At 37.8% G+C, this 19,465-nt stretch carries 17 protein-coding genes; 10 read left to right on the top strand and 7 right to left on the bottom strand.

Features of this window, described 5'->3' with window-relative positions; translation table 11 throughout:
* Positions 1 to 136: 136 nt before the first annotated feature.
* Positions 137 to 628 carry a hypothetical protein gene (locus EHR01_RS01000; protein WP_135692717.1) on the bottom strand — a complete coding sequence of 164 codons (492 nt, stop codon included), beginning with the start codon at positions 626 to 628 and terminating at the stop codon, positions 137 to 139.
* 209 nt (positions 629 to 837) lie between these two features.
* Between EHR01_RS01000 and EHR01_RS01005 the strand changes: the two genes are divergently transcribed.
* From EHR01_RS01005 to EHR01_RS01040, 8 genes are all read left to right on the top strand, one after another.
* On the top strand, positions 838 to 1,593 hold the full coding sequence (locus EHR01_RS01005; protein WP_135692718.1) for a hypothetical protein: 756 nt from the start codon (positions 838 to 840) through the stop codon (positions 1,591 to 1,593).
* A gap of 70 nt (positions 1,594 to 1,663) precedes the next feature.
* Complete coding sequence (locus EHR01_RS01010; RefSeq protein ID WP_135692720.1) at positions 1,664 to 2,776, top strand: MBL fold metallo-hydrolase; 1,113 nt, start codon at positions 1,664 to 1,666, stop codon at positions 2,774 to 2,776.
* Between the two features lie 228 nt (positions 2,777 to 3,004).
* Positions 3,005 to 4,045 carry a DUF6242 domain-containing protein gene (locus tag EHR01_RS01015; RefSeq protein ID WP_135692722.1) on the top strand — a complete coding sequence of 347 codons (1,041 nt, stop codon included), beginning with the start codon at positions 3,005 to 3,007 and terminating at the stop codon, positions 4,043 to 4,045.
* Positions 4,046 to 4,116: 71 nt separating this feature from the next.
* Complete coding sequence (locus EHR01_RS01020; RefSeq protein WP_135692724.1) at positions 4,117 to 4,986, top strand: putative Ig domain-containing protein; 870 nt, start codon at positions 4,117 to 4,119, stop codon at positions 4,984 to 4,986.
* Positions 4,987 to 5,093: 107 nt separating this feature from the next.
* The gene (locus EHR01_RS01025) at positions 5,094 to 5,627 is read left to right on the top strand and encodes a hypothetical protein (RefSeq protein WP_135692727.1); all 534 of its coding nucleotides are present in this window, start codon (positions 5,094 to 5,096) and stop codon (positions 5,625 to 5,627) included.
* A gap of 118 nt (positions 5,628 to 5,745) precedes the next feature.
* Complete coding sequence (locus EHR01_RS01030) at positions 5,746 to 6,258, top strand: hypothetical protein (protein WP_135692729.1); 513 nt, start codon at positions 5,746 to 5,748, stop codon at positions 6,256 to 6,258.
* Positions 6,259 to 6,331: 73 nt separating this feature from the next.
* Entirely contained in the window at positions 6,332 to 7,393 is a 1,062-nt protein-coding gene (locus tag EHR01_RS01035; RefSeq protein WP_135692731.1) for an alkaline phosphatase D family protein, read from the top strand.
* Between the two features lie 33 nt (positions 7,394 to 7,426).
* On the top strand, positions 7,427 to 7,993 hold the full coding sequence (locus EHR01_RS01040; protein WP_135692733.1) for a TetR/AcrR family transcriptional regulator: 567 nt from the start codon (positions 7,427 to 7,429) through the stop codon (positions 7,991 to 7,993).
* A gap of 3 nt (positions 7,994 to 7,996) precedes the next feature.
* On the opposite strand, the gene EHR01_RS01045 is transcribed toward EHR01_RS01040, so the two are convergent.
* The 6 genes from EHR01_RS01045 to EHR01_RS01070 all read right to left on the bottom strand — a co-directional run bounded on the left by EHR01_RS01045 (position 7,997) and on the right by EHR01_RS01070 (position 15,871).
* Positions 7,997 to 9,754, bottom strand: coding sequence for a TPM domain-containing protein (locus tag EHR01_RS01045; RefSeq protein ID WP_135692735.1), 1,758 nt, complete (start codon positions 9,752 to 9,754; stop codon positions 7,997 to 7,999).
* A complete protein-coding gene (locus EHR01_RS01050; RefSeq protein ID WP_135692737.1) occupies positions 9,751 to 10,551 on the bottom strand; it encodes a DUF4349 domain-containing protein in 801 nt (266 codons plus the stop codon). The genes EHR01_RS01045 and EHR01_RS01050 overlap by 4 nt, the downstream gene beginning before the upstream one ends.
* Before the next feature lie 47 nt (positions 10,552 to 10,598).
* Complete coding sequence (locus EHR01_RS01055; RefSeq protein ID WP_135692739.1) at positions 10,599 to 12,347, bottom strand: N-acyl-D-amino-acid deacylase family protein; 1,749 nt, start codon at positions 12,345 to 12,347, stop codon at positions 10,599 to 10,601.
* Between the two features lie 105 nt (positions 12,348 to 12,452).
* Positions 12,453 to 13,637 carry a 2-isopropylmalate synthase LeuA2 gene (gene leuA2 / locus EHR01_RS01060; protein ID WP_135692741.1) on the bottom strand — a complete coding sequence of 395 codons (1,185 nt, stop codon included), beginning with the start codon at positions 13,635 to 13,637 and terminating at the stop codon, positions 12,453 to 12,455.
* A gap of 191 nt (positions 13,638 to 13,828) precedes the next feature.
* Positions 13,829 to 15,262, bottom strand: coding sequence for a sodium:solute symporter (locus EHR01_RS01065; protein ID WP_135692742.1), 1,434 nt, complete (start codon positions 15,260 to 15,262; stop codon positions 13,829 to 13,831).
* A gap of 9 nt (positions 15,263 to 15,271) precedes the next feature.
* Complete coding sequence (locus tag EHR01_RS01070; protein ID WP_135692744.1) at positions 15,272 to 15,871, bottom strand: CBS domain-containing protein; 600 nt, start codon at positions 15,869 to 15,871, stop codon at positions 15,272 to 15,274.
* A 118-nt stretch (positions 15,872 to 15,989) separates the two neighbouring features.
* Between EHR01_RS01070 and EHR01_RS01075 the strand changes: the two genes are divergently transcribed.
* Both EHR01_RS01075 and EHR01_RS01080 read left to right on the top strand, forming a co-directional pair.
* Positions 15,990 to 17,891, top strand: a complete 1,902-nt coding sequence (locus EHR01_RS01075; RefSeq protein ID WP_135692746.1) for an AMP-dependent synthetase/ligase — start codon at positions 15,990 to 15,992, stop codon at positions 17,889 to 17,891.
* Positions 17,888 to 19,462 carry an acyl-CoA dehydrogenase family protein gene (locus tag EHR01_RS01080; protein WP_135692748.1) on the top strand — a complete coding sequence of 525 codons (1,575 nt, stop codon included), beginning with the start codon at positions 17,888 to 17,890 and terminating at the stop codon, positions 19,460 to 19,462. Before EHR01_RS01075 ends, EHR01_RS01080 begins: the two co-directional genes overlap by 4 nt.
* Positions 19,463 to 19,465 lie beyond the last annotated feature (3 nt).

The following is a 19,465-nucleotide window of genomic DNA, read 5'->3' on the forward strand; positions in this document are numbered from 1 at the left end:
TTTTGAATCTAAAATCTAGGATTTGGTCTGAGTAATTTTTTTCGCAAGCCTTAAATGAAAGTAGAGGGTTAGAGCTCCCAATCTTGGAATTTGAAAATGAATCCAAGATTGACATAGTTTTCTCGTTTGAGTTTGTTTAGATCACTCCATCTACCTTTGCTTCTTTTAAAATTGAATTTACCTGCTGTTGCACAATTTTTTTCAATTCTGGTGTTTCAGGAAAAAAAGGCCAGAGAGGAAGAAAAATCCAACCCATATAAATTTTAATTTCTGATTCGCGAGTATAAGCTTTTGCTTTTCCCGTTTCATTATTTCTAAAAGTAATCTCTGTTGAGATTTTATCATTACCGATTCCTGGTATAATTCCAAAGGTTAATCCGGCGATAAGTGGCCCATTTCCCGTGTCTGCTTTTCTTGAATAAAACACTAAAGCATAAATTTCATCTTCTTTATCGCCTAAATTCACTGATTTAAAATATCCAGATTCTTCAAAGGCAAGTTTGATTCTTTTTGCATCTGTAACGACGATTTCTGGGTGGTTGATGAAAGAAGGTGGATAAATGGTGATTGATTTTGAAGTTGGATTATCTTTCATACCCTTCATAAAGACTTCATCAACTTCAGGCATTTTGTTTGCAAAAGATATACAGTTTGTTGTTAGAAATATTAATATAATGAAATAAAAGGAAATTCTAAATTTACGTTGCATCAGCAAATTTTTGGAAAATACCACCTAATTGCAAGTTAAATTTTGTTGACAGTGTTTATAAATTCTCCTCACATAACAGAATGTTTTCTATTCAAATGATCGTTTTCCGAGTTTTTCTGATTTTTTTTATGATTCTAAGTTTTTCCTGTAAGTCCACCACGGAACGTTTGTTTGATCCAAGAGACAAAAAAGACGAAAGCGGAAAAACATTGGTAGGTTTTATTTTATTTGATGAAACAGAAAGAACAGATATATTAATCGCTAGTAGTTTTGTTTCACTACAATCTTTGCGTGGGGAAAACATCGAAATATTTGAAGTTGAAGAGATAGACGAAACCAGGGAATCTTTTAAAGGAAATTCTACCAAAAATCCTTTTTATTATTTTGAAGAAGAAGAAAAGTCGTACGTCTCTTATTCCAACTCCGCAAAAAACTCCTCCTTTAATCCGAATATTTTAAACGGAGATAAAGAGTATTTGATACGAGAACTCAAGTGGACAAGAAGTTGCGGTGACAAATGTCGAGTGAACATGCAATCTCGTTTAAACCCTTACAAGAGTTATAAAACTTTAAAAATAAATGGAAAACCAGGGGAAATCGTTTTTTTAGGAATTTTTACAATCAAAACAAAAGTGATTCCTGAATCTACTTCCTTATTCTCAAACAAATCAAGTTTTACAATTGAGTTCAACCAAGTGCAAGACAACTCAGAGTTTTACCAAAGGAGAATGGATCCAGACCAAGAAAAATGGATTTTTGATTTGAAATCTGGAAAAAATCAGAAGTCGGCAGAAATAAAATTTTTACAATCCATCATGGAAATGCAAAAAACCGGGTTTTGGTACAACAAAGCCAAAGAAAAATTAAAAACGCTGGAAAAATGAAGGGCGACAAAGTTACTTTTTGTTCCATTGAATGAGTCTAAACTGCGATTCATTTAGTGGAGAGAAGTATTTGCGATATTTACCATTTTATCTATTTTTATTTTTTGTTTTTTCCCTTACCCAATGCAAAGCTTTCGGCAAGGACCCAGAAGGTTCCCACCTTGAGAAAATAAAAACATCCACTCATTATGACGAGAGTCGTGAACAATTTGTAAATCGTAGACCCGATGTATTAGAGAAAATGAGAGAGAAACAAAATTTCTTTTCTCTTTTTTTTAAATTTATCTTCGGTGGCGACAAACACCAAAAACCGGATGTGAAGTTACCGGAAGAAAAACCAGACTTTGCTGAGTTTTTAAAACCGGATGAAAATATAAAATTCATTTGGTTTGGGCATTCCACCTTTCTTGTGAATATAGAAGGGAAACTTTTGTTTTTTGATCCTGTGTTTTCGGAGTCTGCCGCCCCTTTTAGTTTTATGGTGAAACGATTCCAAGATGCAGTGGTAAAGTTGGAAGAACTCCCACCAATTGATTACATCATCATTTCTCATGATCATTACGACCATTTGGATATGCAAACCATAGAATTTTTTAAATCAACAAAAACAAAGTTCATCACACCACTTGGTGTTACTTCGCATATAAAAGAGTGGGGTGTTTCCGAAGATCGCCTAACGGAGTTAGACTGGTGGCAGACCTTGGATCTGGGAAAACTAAAAATTGTTTGTACACCTGCCCAACATTTTTCGGGAAGGCGAGGAATGAATGGAAATAAAACTTTATGGTCTTCATGGACTGTGATTGGTGAAAAAGAAAGATTCTATTTCAGCGGTGACTCCGGATATGATGTACATTTCAAAGACATTGGAGATAAATTTGGACCATTTGATTTAACATTCATCGAAAATGGACAATACAATCCAATGTGGGAAGCGGTCCATGTATTGCCGGAACAAACAGCCAAAGCACATTTGGATTTAAGAGGGAAACGACTTGTGCCAGTCCATTGGGGGATGTTCAATTTGTCTTTGCACAGTTGGTATGAACCGGCTGAATCATTAGAAAAACAGGCAGAGGTTTATAAAATTGATCTCCTAACACCCAAATTTGGGCAAATTGTGAAAATTCGTGAACCCAACCTAATGGAGCGTTGGTGGAAAAAATTCATCCAATCGGAATGATTCTAATCGAATTGGGATCTGAAGTTTTGGTTATGTGGAGGTCCAAGGGTGGTCGAAAGGTTCCTTGGACCCTTTGTAGCGAAAATCAATACAAATCATAGTTAGATTCCAGATGGGAAAAAAATTCAATCCTTGTTTTACTAATAATTGTTAAATGAAAAATGCGATTTGACACTCCATTCGTTAATTCGAATGATGAGTGTTAAATTTTATTTTTGGTGCTCTAAAATGAGAAAATTTTCCCTATCTGTTCTTGTATCAAGTTTGTTAATTCTTTCTGCAATCGGTTGTACTCCGAAGTCAGACAATAATGATTCCCTAGCATTACTTTTGCTTGGGGCAGCGGCCTCAGCAAACAGTTCCTCCGAAGACTTAAGTTGCCAAAATAAAACACTGAATTGGACGATCCGCACTCCAGCGGCAACAAACCAGTGGACTTCGATTACTTATGGGAATGGACTCTTTGTTGCTATATCGGCCGACGGAACCAATCGCGTGATGACCTCCCCCGATGGAATCACTTGGACAAGTCGTAATCTCACCGTGGCAAATCCGTTTCAATCCGTTACTTATGGAAACGGACTCTTTGTTGGAGTTGCTGCGAATGCTATGGGCGGGAACCAAGTAGTCACTTCTCCGGACGGCATTACTTGGACAGATCGTGCGGCAGCGGCAATTGCTTCCTGGCAATCAGTCGCCTATGGAAATGGTCTTTTTGTGGCGGTGGCGGCAAACACTGCTACACCGGTCATGACTTCCCCAGATGGAATTACTTGGACAAGTCGCACTCCTCCTGAAGCAAATGAGTTTCTACATGTATCTTTTCATAAAGGACAGTTCATTGCAACTGCTCAGACAGGAACCAAACGGGTCATGACTTCTCCTGATGGAATCAATTGGACGGCTCATGCTGCAACAGACACAAATGCATGGGTTTCCGTGGCTTATGGAAACGGTCTATATGTTGCTGTATCTGCAACTGGAACAGGAACCAATCGGGTGATGACTTCGCCTGACGGGAGCACTTGGACTGCACGCGCAGCTGCAGAAGCAAACGATTGGAGAGCCGTTACCTATGCAAAAGGTATATATGTAGCACTTTCATTAACTGGAACCAATCGGATTATGATTTCGCAAGATGGAATCAACTGGAAATCACAAGTCGCACCAGAGCAAATTGGTTTGAAATCTCTTGTTTATGCAGATAATCGTTTTGTGGCAGTGGCTTATAATCAAGGTTCTAAAGTAATGACCGCTTCCTGCGAATAATCCTTTCAGACTAAATTTTTTTTAACCAACCAAATCATATCGAAACCACCCCTCTAGTAGAGGTGGTTTCGATGACAAAAAAAATAATTCTTTTTTTGACACTGAAGGTTTGTTCTTTGGTGACCTTCTTTTTATTGGCTCTTAGTTGTTCCGAAAAAGGTTCTCAATTTGGCGAACCATGGCTCTTAAATCTTCTTAGTTTGGTATCGCCTGTTTCAGGGGATCAAAAAAATGAAAATAGTTTTGGATCAGAAAATTCGTTCAAAGTAAACTCCGTGTCTCCGAACATCGCGATGGAAAATTCGATTTTTTCCATAGAAGGTGAAAATTTAAAAGAACTAAGCGAAGAACAGTTATTTGGTGAAGGGTATTCCAAATTCCTAAAATTCACTGAAGTTTCTGACGCAAAGATCACAGTTTCCGTAATTCTCTGTCCTGAAGAATCTTTTGTATTTCCTTCCTCCTCCCAGAGCGAAAACCGAATTACCTTACCTTGTTTTGGTTCCAAAACATTCGTACTTCGACCTTTCAAATGGGAACAGGGATTGCCAATCAGCCCCACAATTTCTTTGTTTGCAACTAATTCCTTTCAAACCCTTCGGAATTTAGGAGAAATCGAATTTGTCACCAAACCTTCCTTACCTGAAGGAATCCAAATTTTACCAGAGACCGGGGAAATTTATGGAACACCATTGGAAACCACGGAAAATGAGTTTCGTTCCTATACAATCACAGCCCAACTGAAAACAGATCCATCAGTAAAACTCCAAACAACTGCCAATGTCCTTGTGGTATCGGAAATCGAAAAAAACAACCGCACTTGTAAACCTTTGGCAGTTACTTCCACTTGCCGAGGTCCTGCTCCGCATACTTGCGCCAATGCATCTGTCTGTTATACGAGTCAATTTGTATGTATCGTTGATTCAAAATGCGGATTTTGAAACATAATCCTTTTGGACCAAGTAGTTAAAAATTAAAAAAAATTCCAGAATGGGGAACCAAGTATAAGGATTTTTGACCTATTTAGAAAATAATAAGTAGGTATTCTATGCGTAAGCTGTTGATTGTGTTTCCCATTCTATTTGTATGTTGTTTCAGCTGTTCTTCCAATGAAGAAAACAATTTAATTCCAGGTACAAAACTCACTGGTGATCCGGTTGCCGATGCACTTGTCCTTGCGGTGTTAACAAACCCACCATGTTTCTTCTTAACAACAGCAAATGCGAATACTCCTATCCTTTTAGGAGAAGGGCAAACTTCGATTTGTAGCAACCAACTTGTGAATGGAACTGTCCAAGTGCAAAAGTCTGGCACATATGAAGTTTCTGGTAGCTCAGGGCGGCAAACTTTGAGTTCTTCCAATTGTAATTCCACAAGATTCGATTATCATGTTTTTCTAAAGGATGGAAACACAGATCTGTATTCAACAGGTTCGGGTCAAACCCTAACTCTTTCCCTTGAAGTTGGAAAATCATATTCCATTCAGTCCACTGGGTTAGTGGATCCTTCCGGTTACCAATGCCAAGGTCGGCCCGTTTCTTCTAGTATCACTCCATACAGAATCAATTTAAGAAAACTTTAATAAATTGGGAGTAGGGTTTCTGTAACGATTTCAAAAGGTTCCCAAAGGTTTTAGGTAGTATCCGCAATTGCGGGAACCTCCCATCGCATCTCTGTTAGTTTTTGTTTAGAATGGCAACATGAAACTTTTGGTTTGGGTTAGGTTGCCATTCCTTCTTCTATTTGTTACATTTGGTTCTTTGTTTCAATGTACCCCTGTGGATAAAAAATCATATTTTAAGGGTTTTTATCATACCTTGGACAAACGGCCACATGGACAACTGGCTTATGCAGAGAAACATGGATACAATTCAGAATGTTTAGTTTTAATGGAAGGACCTGTCCCCAGTCGCATGGAACCTTGTGCCATTGGCGATAGGCGATCAGTAAGAGATATGTATCAGGAATCTGAGGTGATAGTGGCGGGTGATTTTTTTCCGATCGAATGGTCCTTTGCAGGTTATGGATATGACTTACATGTCACAAATGAATACTATCAAAGTATTGTTTTCTTTTCAAGTTATTCACAAAGAAGAGGGTTTTATCGGTTTTCACCTTGGTATTACAGGCGTGATATATATGGGACTGAAGTGATGCGATACAATCCTGTATACCCATATCGGATTACTCCTTTTTATACAGGAGGACGTTAATAGATTTCCGATTGACGAATCGAGAAAAAATCTAAAAAAATTTAGATAACGTTATAATTTTGGTGAACCCAATATGAAGCAGTTTTCTACTTTCTTTTTGTTTTTTCTATCAAGCATTTGTTTCCTTTTTTTTCAGTCTTCTGTATTGGGAAAGGATCGTGAAAGTTTACATATTGGATTTGGTTCCTGCCTTCACCAAGACAAAGAAAGTCCCATCCTTGGGCGATGGGAAAAAGAATCATTTGATCTGATTCTTCTGTTAGGTGATAATATTTACGCAGACAGTTTGGTTGCTGAAGAAAAAATCCCAGCGTACAAAAAACAATTTCTCCGACCTGAGTGGAAAACGATCAGGGCACAATCAAAAATTCTGGCAACTTGGGATGACCATGATTATGGGATCAATGATAGTGGGGGAGAATATACCGACAAAGTAAAAAGTCGCGAGGTATTTATTTCTTTCGTGGGATCTATTATGCCAAAAGGTCGAAGTTTTGGAACCAAAGAGGGAAAAGGAATTTTTCATTCTTATTTTTTAGAATTTAAAAAGAAAAAAATTCACATCATCATCCCTGACTCAAGATACTTTCGTTCACCTTTAAAGCGGACATTTTTTTCTTATTTTACAGGCAAAGCTCGTTATCGTCCTAATGATTCACCGGATGCCACACTATTAGGAGAAGAGCAATGGGCATGGTTAGTTGAAGAATTCAATAAACCTTCCGATTTACATGTTTTAGTTTCGGGAATTCAAGTGATTCCAACAGAACAGCCATTTGAAAAATGGGGAAACTTTCCAAATGATAGGGAAAGACTATTTCAGCTTTTAAGGGAAACAAAAGCCAAGGATCTAGTCATTCTTTCAGGAGATAGGCATATTGCAGAAATATATGAATTTCCATTATCAGAGACTCGAAAGTTAATCGAAATCACTTCCAGTTCTCTCAATTTACCACTTCCATTTTTGCCATTGGAATATGATTCAGAATATAAACTTGGGCAGGCTTTTAGGGAAGAGAACTATGGATCCTTGCAGATTCAATTTAAGGAAGGAAAATTGATTTGGCGTTCTCAGATCAAAGACAAAACTGGAAATGTAGTTCTTTCCTATCCTAACAATGATTCTAAAGAATAAACGTTTTTTATAAACAATCGGAGGATCCTCGTTTTGAAACCCAAACAAAAAATCTTAGAAAGTTCCTTTGCATTGTTTCGTGAAAAAGGTTTTCAGGCCACTGGAATTGCAGAAATTTTGGATAAGGCTGGAGCTTACAAAAAAACCTTATATGATCATTTCAAATCCAAAGATGATATTGGGTTTGAATACCTAAATTATCTTTCCGAGCAACAAAGAGTTGTTATGTTAAAAGTTCTGGCAAAAGCAAATAATATGTCGGACTTCATTGAAAAATGGGTTAACTTTATTGTCAGAAATCAAAGAAATACTTCTCGAAAGGATTGCCCCATTGCTCTTTTTTCTGGTGAAATTTCTCATTTAAGTCAGTTTGATGCCTATCGAAATAAAGCAGTTCATCATGTTTTAGAAACAGTGGAAACTTGTATTCTTAACTTTTCTCCAAATTTAAGACCTGAGCTTGTTAAGGCATTGAGTTATGAACTTTATATGAGTTATCTTGGTGGTCTCAGGCTTTATGCGTTAACAAAAGATCGTAAGGTGATTGAGAGAATGAAATCACAAATGATTGCATCCGCAGAGCGTGTTGTTAAAAGTTAAGGGTCACCAACTTCCACTAGCGCCACCACCCCCAGACCGTCCACCACCACCGGAGTAGGAGGTACTTGATGAGCGGGAACTAGACCCATAACTAGAACTAGATCCACTACTTGACGGATAAGTCACAAAGTTTGTGATTGAGTTGTGAACCTTTGTCGCCCATCCAAGTTTCCGAAAGATCATCACAAGAGCTAATGCCATTAAAATAGAACTGAAAAATGAAATGGTTTGGTATATGTTAGGTGAATCTAATAAAAAAGAAGTATGAAGTCTTATTTTTTGCCAAAGAATAAAAAACAATGCATTGAAAAATAGAAAACCTTCTCCTCCAATAAACCCCAAAAAACCAATCAAAAAGGAAAGACCAAAATACCACTGCCATAAAAAAAATGGTTCCATCATTGGGTTTTTTGGTTCGCTTTTTGATTCTTTAATTTCCGAAGGACTTAATCTAGTTAAATCGTAAAGAAAATAGTATGTTGCTTCTGCAGCTCGGATACAGGTCCAATCAATATCCCCCGTTTTTAAATCAGATTCTATTTCATACCTAATTTTTGAATTTAATAGTTTTTGATCATTTTCTGGATCACTTGAAGCAAAAGGAAGAAATGTATTATTGTCTGTATAAACATAAAGCTCTTTCCTATTCAGTGAAAATAAAATTGTGATCGCTGGTGAATTTTTAAAAGCCAAGTGGTGGAAATTTTTTGCGTCTAGTGCCAAATCTTTATATGTGTCCAGAAAGAGGATTTGTGTTTTTATTTTGTATTTTGACTCGATTTCGGTTAATGTGTTTTTTGCCCGCTCATATGAAAATGTTTCTAACGCATCATGAGGGTCGTAAACTCCTGTGCCTTTTGTAATAACTTGTTTGTTTTTATGGTTTAGATAGTTTAGCATATCTAAAAAAGACAAGTAACTAAAGTTAGTAAAATCCATTTGTTGTTTCTCTTCATGCCTTCTGTTGAAGATCGTATTAATTTTATTGTGACTTAGTGACCAACCAAGTTCAGGGGAAGTAACAATGGTTCCCATAAAGCCATTTTTTGATGAAACAACAAATACAACTTTGTTTTTTTTATCTTTGTTGTTTTTGTTATTTAATAGTAATTTTATTGCTTTGGCTTCTAATCCCCAAATAGTATCGGATGGTATTACACAAAATTGGAAGTGAAAATTTGAAAGAGTTTTAATCTCCTTCTTTAAAAGTGGAATTGTGTCTTCATGTAATTCTTTTTCTACGTCATTAAAGTTTTCTGGACAATTCGATTCTAAAAAAGATGCTGAGCCCGAGTTCAATTGGTCAAGTATTGCTTTTGTACCTAAAAGAACAGCTTCTGATGAGTTACCTGATTTCATGTTGGGAATGATGATTTCATTAATGATTCGCTTTGACAGAATATCTGTAAGCGTGTCCTCTAGTCCATAACCAACTTCAATACGAACTTTTCTATCGTTTGGAGCTAATAAAAACAATACGCCATTGTCCTTATCTTCGGATCCTAGTTTCCATTTTTCAAACACGGCAATTGCCTCTTCCTCTATCGTTTGTTTTTCTAACGAATCCGTTATATAAATAACAAGTTGGTTTGTTGTTTTCTTTTCTTCCTCTAATATTCGCCTTTCTAACTCTGCTTTTACTTCTTTTGGTAAGTAGCTGGAAGGATCAACCACCGGACTAGTAAGTTCGGGGTATGGATCCTTAATAAAATTACAAAAACTACAGTATAAGATTACTGAGATGAATGACAAAAATTTCATTCAGGGATTTCTGTTTTTTCTTTTGGAATTTCTTGTACAAACATCCAAATGATTCCGTCTTTTACTTTTCCAAGTCCAAGATAAAGATAATAAAAAGGATAACCTAGTGGCCCTGGTTTGTATTCTTTTTGAACATCTGGCTCCCATTTTTGACGCACCTGTACATGAACAGAAGATAATTGTACGGCACTAGAAAGATATTTTAATTTTCCCTCCCACCTTTCAATGGACTCGGAAACCTTATTTAATTCTGCTTCGACTTTTAATGTTTCTTCCAAAGTTTTTGCCGATTTTAATATTTCCAAAAGTCGGACTCTCATTTTAAGAGAATTCTCCATTCGAATTTCTGTATCAGTGTAATCCTCAGTTACATCCTGTGCGGATACTTCTTCGGAATAGTTTTGTGATTGGTTTCGTAAGGTAGATAAAAACTGTTTTAGTTTTTCTGCTGGGATTTTTAGCTGAACACTACCGTTGGAACTATATTGCAGCGCATAACCTCCATAAGATTCTGCAAGTTTGATGACCTCCGTTACTTTTGCTTCAATTTCTTTTGACTGCAAATTAACATTCACCGAATACACCATCATCCGTTTGTGGACTTTGGGAGAATTTTGGTTTGCCTCTCCTGAGGGAGTGGCGATGGGAGCAGCGGAAATATAGTCTACACCGTCATTATAAGAACGACTGAGTGATTTATTTTCACGTTCCATCTCTTTTGAAGAAGAACAGGCTACAAAAAGAAATGAAACGCTGAGGAAAAATACGAAGGAAAAAAGTTTTTTAAAGATTCCCATGGTGGATACTGATTTTATTCCTCTCAGTATCCAATCGCAAATCTTTTTTATGTTCCGATAGTGGATTCTAAAAAGCTACCATAACCTTTTTCTTTTCCAAGTGCAGTGACTGGTTTTCCTTGGTCAATCGCCAGTTTCCCGTTGATATACACTTTTTTGACAGTATCGTCGTTACGACGAACCCAACGTTTGAAGTCTTCCATAAATGGCATCGGTGCCTCGACATCTTTAGCAAGAGAATCGTCCAATTTATTTGGATCGATTAAAACAAGGTCGGCTCGTTTTCCTTCTTTGATGTATCCTGCATCAATTCCAAACCAGTCTCCAATTTCTCCTGTTAGTCGATGGACTGCTTTTTCCATTGTCATAAAAGGTTTTTTTTCGAGTTCTGCATCTCTCACTAGTTTTAACATTCGAAGTGGAAAATTGTAGTGTGCCATTCCTCGTAAGTGAGCACCTGCATCAGAAAAACCGATCAAAATGTCAGGATAGGATACAATTTTTTGTAATGGTTCTTTTCTATGGTTGGCCATCACGGTATACCAACGTACTTTATTTCCATGTTCAGCAACAAGATCAAGAAATGCTGTAACGGAATGAACACCTTTCTCTTTGGCAACATCATCAATTGATTTTCCAATGAGGGATTTGTCTGGTGCATCCACGATCTTAGTTTCTTTGAAATTACGATGGAATACTCTTGGTAAAAACCAATTGGTCCATTGGCGTTTAAACCAATCCCTATAACTTGGATCTTTCATCAGTTGTTTTCTTTCTAATTCGTCTTCAATGTGATTTGCTTTGGCGCCTGCAGCAAATTCTTCAAAGACAACCACATCCATTCCGTCTGCATATAAATCGAAAGGTTCTGGAAGTGCTTGGAACTTAAAGTCAGATTTAAATATGGTATTTGTGATCCTACCGATGAGTCCAAGAAGTTTGTACAAACCTGGGTCAAACTTAACATCCATAAGGGAGATGATTGTTGTTTTTAGAGGTTTGCGGAATAATCCAAAAGCTTCTTTTAAAAACATTAAAACATTGATTTTGGTTGAAACATTCGGAACACCTTGGAAGACCTTTCCTCTTTTTCTTAGTGTTTTGTTTAAGTATTGGTATTCGCTCCAATTTGCATAAGTGGAAGGGAGAGGTCTTGATCGAAATCGAGATCCATCCATCTTATCCCAGATCAGAGTGTTGATAGAGAGACCCATAAAACCAGCATCAAGTGCTTCTTCAAGAATTTGGTTCATTCTTTGTAACTCTTGTTTTGTGGGAACTTCTCCTTTTGTCAAAGATCGTTCGAGTCCCATAACATGAGCGCGAATGGCAGAGTGACCAGCAAAGGAAGTAACGTTGGGCCCAAGGGGCATATTGTTTAAATGTTTTTTATATTCTAAAGCAGAGTTCCAATTTTTTTTACTTTCGAGGATGGATAAAACATTCTTTCTGGGGATTGCTTCCACACGACTAAACATGTCAGCTAAATCAGTTGGATCACCAACCGCTAAACTTAAAGAACAACTTCCGAGTGAGATAGTGGTGATTCCATGGCGAACAGATTCCGAAAGGTCTGGAGACATTTCTATTTCTGCATCGTAATGTGTATGAAAGTCAATGAATCCTGGTGTCAGCCAAAGACCTTTCGCATCGACGACTGTTTCACCAGGCTTTGGGCTCAGTTCTGTTTTTGAGATGGATTCAACAACCCCATCTTTGATACGCAGGTCAGCAACAAAGGATGGATTTGTGCTACCGTCGAAAATTCTCGCCTGTTTGATGAGAGTGTCTGCCATGATACCTCCGGAAAAACCAATCGAAATTATGGCAGATTGACAAAGATTTGTCAATGATTCGTTAAGAATCACTCAAAAGATTCTCTGGACGAAATCTCTCTTTGTTCAGAGGGAAGCCACCAAACCTGTCGCCAAATCCACTAACTCTGCTTCGGTGATTTCTCTGTTGTTTTCTTTTGAAGAAATAGATTTGGCTGTTTCAAATAACTCATGCACTTTTGATTGGGGCACAATAATCCCCCGGTTTTCCAATAAAAACTGGATGGCCCTATGACCTGATTGGTTGGTAAACGAGATGGTTTCTGCATCATTTCTACCTACAAATTCAGGAGAAAAAGTTCTATAAGCACCTTTTGATTGTTTGATGGTCTTTGCTACACCGTCTTGGTGGATCCCCGATCGATGGGAAAAAATATCGTCTCCTATAATGGGTGTTTTTTCTCCAATAGGGATGCCTGTCATTTCAGCAATTCGTCTGGCAGTAGGATAAATTCTTTGGAAGTTAATTCCTAAAGTTTCACCATTTTGATGTAAGGCGATACAAGTTTCATACAAATTTGTATTACCTGCTCGTTCTCCGAGTCCATTCAATGCCACCTCAATTTGTTCTGCACCCACATAAACACATTCAACTGACGTGGCAGTGGCCATCCCTAAATCATTGTGTGTGTGAACTGAAACTTTGGCACTATTCCCGATAAACTCCTTCATTTCTTTAACCATATTTACAAATACCATTGGTCGATATCTTTCCACGGTATTGGGCAAGTTGATGATATTGGCACCTGCTTCAATTGCAGAAAAAAAAGCTTCTTTCGTGAACGCAAAATTTTCAATCGCATCACCAAAATGTTCACCCGAGAATTGGATCTCAACTTCTGGCCCGACTAGGGACCTTGCAAAGGAAACAGATTTTTGAATCTTTTGGATGACTTCTTTTTCAGAAATTTTTAAAACATTACGAATGGAAAAATCGCTTACAGGATAAACAATATGCATTCTCGGTTTGTTTGCATATTGTATGGCATCCCAGGTTTTTGCGATTTCTGATTCGTTTGCTCTCGATAATCCAGCAATCGGTTTTCCAACTGGCGCTCGTTTGGCTAAGGTTTTACTTGCTACAAATTCTGTTTCATTAGAAGAGGGGAATCCTACTTCAATTCCATCTACATTCAATTCGACAAGTAAGTCGAAGACTTCGATTTTTTCATCTAAGGTCCACGGTTTTCTTAAGGCTTGGTTTCCGTCCCGCAAGGTAACGTCTTGGATTTTGATTTGATTTGGTTTCATGGTTCCTCCACATCCGCTTCCACTACCACCGGGAGGACCAAAAATAAAAAAAGCCCACTTCCCGGTTGGGAGTGGGCTTTGTCACACAGCACGTTCTCCCTCGATCTATAAAAGTTCGAGGAGGAGGAGTGACTGAATGTTAGCAGATAATTTCATACTTAAGTTTTAGACGAACACGTATCAATTTCCTGTCAATTTTTTTTACGAAAGAAATGAGAAATTTGAACAAGAACTAACAAAGTTCCAAATCCAATGGGGACAAGAAGGGTAAACGAAATTTGAAATCCAAGGCCAATGGCTACTGTGGAAAGAATGCTTAGGAGAAAAAAAGCCGAAAATACAAATCCAGAAACGGGTAAATTTGCTTTCCCACGTGCTAAAAAGAATACCGCAATGGAAGGCCCCAGTGTGTAGGAAAAGATGGTAAGTCCCATTTCTAATATACCTTTCTCCCAAGTCTGGATGAGAAAGTAAGGAATGAGGCTGGAACCAAAAAGGGTGATTCCAAAAAAAAGCGAAAGGGCTTTTGGACTAAACCACCGGTCCATTTCCCAATCCCTAGCCCAAGTCAAAGAAAGGGAGTTGATCGTGGAACTTAATGTGGACATGGCACTGGCAAGGATGGCAGCAACAAGGATTCCAAGGAAAGGAGAAGGAACTTCATTGATAATGAATTGGCTAAATACTTTATCTGGAGCCATGTTCTGGCCAAGATAAAATAAATATAAAAAAGATCCGATCAAAAGAAAAAGAACAAATTGTAAGATGACAACGATTGCACTTCCAATTAAAATCTTTTGCCCTGAGACCAAATTTTTTGTGGCAATCACTCGTTGAACAAGCATTAGGTCTGTTCCATGAGATCCAATTGATATAAAAGCACCACCTATCAATGCAAATATGATAAAATAACTATTGTCTCCTGAAGGGAAGTAATCCAGAACCAAAAAGTTCAACTTTCCTAAATTTTGTAATTGGCTGACACTTTCTCCCAACTTTATGTCCAGTTTGGAAACAAGAAGCCCTAAAGCAAAAATTCCACCGAGGATATAGATAAACCATTGCAAAACATCGGTAAACACAATAGCACGAAATCCGCCTACTACAGAGTAAATGATGGTAACAATGCTAAGAATGGTGAGGGCGAAAATCCCCAGAAGTTCTGGTGAAAAATTTAAACCCATTCTTTCCAATAAAAAAGCGATTGGTAAGGAACTGACATACAATCTGATTCCGTCTCCCAAAAGTCGAGAAACGGTAAACACAAGGGATATGGTTTTTTGCGGAGATTTGCCAAATCGATTTCCTACATACTCATAAACAGAAATGGTATTACCTGAAAAATATGATGGTAAAAGATATAAGGCAACGATGGTTCTTCCAATCAAATAACCAAAGGCAATTTCTAGGAACCGGTAATCACCTTTAAATGATAATGAAGGAATACTTAAAAATGTTAAACTTGAAGTTTCTGTTGCAACAAGAGAAAGTAGAAGAAAAATCCAATGGATTTCTTTTTTAGCTAAATAAAAATCCTCTTCTTTTTGGTTGTTTTTTGCAAAATGAAATCCAAAATAAAAAACGATGATAAAATAAAAAACAAGAACGAATAAATCCCAAATCATAGAATTCCTTTAAGCAATGATATTTAAATTTGGATATTTCAATAACAATCGAAGTAAATCCGAACGTGTGATCATACCAATAGGATGATTATCGTCATCTACCACAGGAATACATCCAATTCTTTCTTCTAAAAGCACTTTGGTTACCTCTCTAATTTCTGATCCAGGTAAACCAACTAATACTCGTTTGGCCATAATATCCGAAATGGGCCAATCCCTCTCGTAAGACTTACTTTTTTCTAAAATGTCCCGATCGGAAACAAAACCAACTAGTGCACCCAAATCGTCAGTGATGGGGAGGTGCCGGATTCCTTTTTCTAACATAAAGTCCAAACAATTGGAGATGGTTTCGGAAGAGGGAAGGCTGTAGGCAGGTTTTGACATGATCTCATGTAGGAAATAAACAGGTTTTTCCGTTTGGCCCGCTGATTCCTTGTACACATCTCCTGGGGAACGATGCAAAAATGAAGTGGTGGGAGGAGGAGAGCTGTCTTCTTCCTTTCCCGAAACGGGGGAAGACTTCCCTCCAGGATGGATTTTGTGGACCCGATCGGCGTAAGTAGCCGGTGGATTGGGTAAAATGCGTCCATCGTGAATCCAAAAGAACATAATTGTGCCTACCTATCTGAAAAGTTTGTCAAAAATAAGAAAAAACTTGCAAAAAACGAACAGTGGTTTTTTATGCATCCTACATTTCCGAAAAGTTCCATACGAAAAGGTAAAATCCATGACCCAAAACTACGACAACCTCTACCAAGCCCTTGCCCACGTCGCTGAAACTCTGCCAAATAAAGTTTCCTTTCGGAAACGAAAATCGGCCAAGGAATTCCCAGGAATCAGCTTCAGAGATCTGAAACAGTTTGTCGATCACTTGAGTTTGGGTTTCATCGAACTAGGAGTGGAAGTTGGAGACCGAATTGGATTTTTCTGTGATGCCACTGTCAATTGGCTTCGGACAGACTTTGCCATTTTAACTTCTGGGGCAGTAGTTGTGCCGAGGGGAACAGACATTGTCAGAGAAGAGATTCTATATATTCTCAATCATTCGGAAGCAAAATTCCTAGTGGTTCAAAAACCAAAGGATAAAAAACGAATTGATGATTTGTTAGGTGAACTTCCACATCTAAAACAAATTTTTATTTTGGAAACTGAGCAAGGTGATTTGTATGAAGGTGAAAATTCAATCCTATCGATCGCTGAAAAAGGAAAGGAGATCTGGGGAAGGAACGGCAAACAAACGTTAGAGAATAGGATTCATCAGACTGATCCAGATGCACTCGCCACTTTGATTTATACTTCTGGAACCACAGGGAATCCTAAGGGTGTGATGTTATCACAAAAAGGATGGATCACTGCGATTCAAAATACAATTTCTCGATTGGATATGAATTCCAACGACAATGCTGTCAGTTTACTTCCTCCATGGCATGCATTTGAAAGAGCCATTGAATATGCAGGTATCTTTCTTGGGATCGACTTTTTAGTTTCGAATATGTCATCGTTAAAAGATGATCTTCGTGATTTTCGTCCTACAATTTTCCCTTCTGTACCAAGAATTTGGGAATCTGTATACAACGGAATCATTGCCAAAGTAGCAAAAGAAGGTGGATTTAAAGAAAAGTTATTTCATTTCTTTTTGAGGTTTGGTTCTACTTGGGCGCATTATTATGCAATGTGTTTTGGTTTCGAATTTGAAATTAAAAAACCAAACATCATTGTGTCGTTCATAAAAAGAACTTATGCTTTTTTGATTTTAATTTTTCTTTCTCCTTTAAAACTCATTAGCATTAAAATTTTTTCTGCCATTCATAAAGCTTTGGGAGGAAGGATTCGGATCTGTATATCTGCTGGTTCTGCTCTACCAAGTGTAGTTGACGGATTTTTATCTGCAATAGGGCTAAAGGTTCTGGAAGGATATGGGATGACAGAAACTTCAGCTGTCGTTTCGATTCGGTCCAATACTAAACCAACCAAAGGCACTGTAGGGATTCCCATTGCCGGTTATCAAATTCGACTAAAGGATGATACAGGCAAAATACTATCAGATGTTGGTTCAAAAGGAACTCTTTGGATCAAATCAAAACAAATTTTAAAAGGTTACTATAAACGTCCAGAACTCAACCAAGTAGTTTTTGATGCAGAAGGTTTTTTTGATACTGGAGACCTAATGATGATCTCTCATCGAAATGAATTGGTTTTTGCTGGTCGTTCGAAAGATACCATTGCTCTGATTGGTGGAGAAAACGTAGAACCCATCCCAATCGAAGACAAATTATTAACTTCTTCCTTCATCGACCAAGTAATGGTTGTAGGTCATGACAAAAAAACTCTTGGTGCCCTCATTGTTCCTAACTTTGAAGCAGTAGAAACAAAGATTCCCGGCATTTCTAAAGAAAAAGCAGGAGAATGGAATACCAATCCTAAGGTTCGGGAATTATACCGATCAGAAATTTCACGCATTATTTCTCGCGAAAACGGATTCAAAGGATTCGAGATGATACCAGCTAACAATTTTTATGTGGTTCCTCGACCCTTTGATCCCGATGTCGAAATGACACGTACTTTAAAAATGAAGAGAAATGTCATTTCGGATGTATTCTCAAAACAAATTGAAGGAATTTACCAATGATACACCCAAAACTGAATCCCTATCTAAATGAGGAGGAAAGAAGTTTTTACAATACGGTTTTCCAATTTTCGGAAGATAAAGTTTTCCCCTCTGCAGAAGAAAGAGATGAAAAAGAAATCTGGTCGGATGATTTATGGAAGGAATTTAGTAAAGCAGGTTTAACAGGACTTACCATCCCATCGGAATTTGGTGGGGAGGGCGCAAGTTGTTTACAGTGTTCCATTGCAACCGATGCATTCGCATCAGGTTCGTTAGATGGAGGAATGGGGCTTTCCTGGGTTGCTCACTTAGTAATTGGAACAATGCCGATTATTTTCCAAGGCACAAACGAACAAAAATCTAAATACCTTCCTAAACTCGCTTCCGGAGAATGGATGGCAGGATTTGCTCTCACTGAACCAGCCTCCGGATCCGATGCAGCTTCTCTTTTAACAAAAGCGGAAGAAGTGGATGGTGGTTGGAAATTGAATGGCACAAAAATGTACATCACCAATGGTCCCGTTGGGCAAGTATTTGTTGTGATGGCCCGAACTTCTGAAAAAGGTAGAGGACCAATGGGGATTTCTGCTTTTATCGTAGAAAGTCATACTCCTGGATTTAAGGTCAGTAAAGTTTTAAAAAAGTTAGGTCATCATACTTCTATGACCGCTGAACTTGTGTTTGAGGATATGATCATTCCAAAGGAAAACTTACTCGGCCCAATCAATACAGGTTTTATGCGGATCGGGAAAGAAACTTTGGAATGGGAAAGGACTGTTTTTGTGGCAGGACTCTCAGGTGCCATGGAGTTTTGTTTTCGTAAAGGACTTCGTTATGCGAACGAAAGGGTACAATTCGGAAAACCAATTTCAAGTTTTTATGGAATGCGTGATATTCTAGTTCGGAACTGGGTATATATCCAAGCTGCACGTAGATTGATATATTGGGTGGCGGAACGAAAGGATAGAGGTGTTGCCTCTCCATTAGAAAGTAGTTTGGGAAAACTCATATCTTCGGAAATTGCAGAGGATGTAGCAAAAGATTCTGTGCAGTTGTTTGGTGGTTATGGTTATATGAAGGAATACTCAGTAGAACGATTTTACAGAGATGTAAAATTGGGCACTATTGGCGGTGGAACCAGTGAAATCCAACGTTCCATTATTTCATCTTTATATCCAGGAAAAGAAAAGTTTTTAAAAGATTTTTCTAAATTAGAAGTAGAGTCTAGTCTAGCAGACAAAATTCAAAATGTACTTTTTGAAATCATACTTTCTATGGATGCAGAACCAAATCGAAAAAAACAACAATCAGTCGAATTTGCATTTGCAGACGTTTTGTCCATTTTTGTGATCCTTTCTCTTTCGGAAATAGACACTCATAAATCGACAGAATACTATTCTCGTGATGAAAAATTGATGGATCGAAAGTTACTTTCGTATTATCTTGTGGGCAAGTATCTTATGTCATTCACTCGACTTTCTCATTATGTTCCCGAAAAATTGACCCAACTTTGGGATTCTTATTCTCAACTGGGGAAATCAATTGAGGAAACGGTTCATGAGCGTTTCCACTCCCTTCAGGAACTTTTGTAACCC

Source organism: Leptospira mtsangambouensis, assembly GCF_004770475.1.
Classification (GTDB): domain Bacteria; phylum Spirochaetota; class Leptospiria; order Leptospirales; family Leptospiraceae; genus Leptospira_A; species Leptospira_A mtsangambouensis.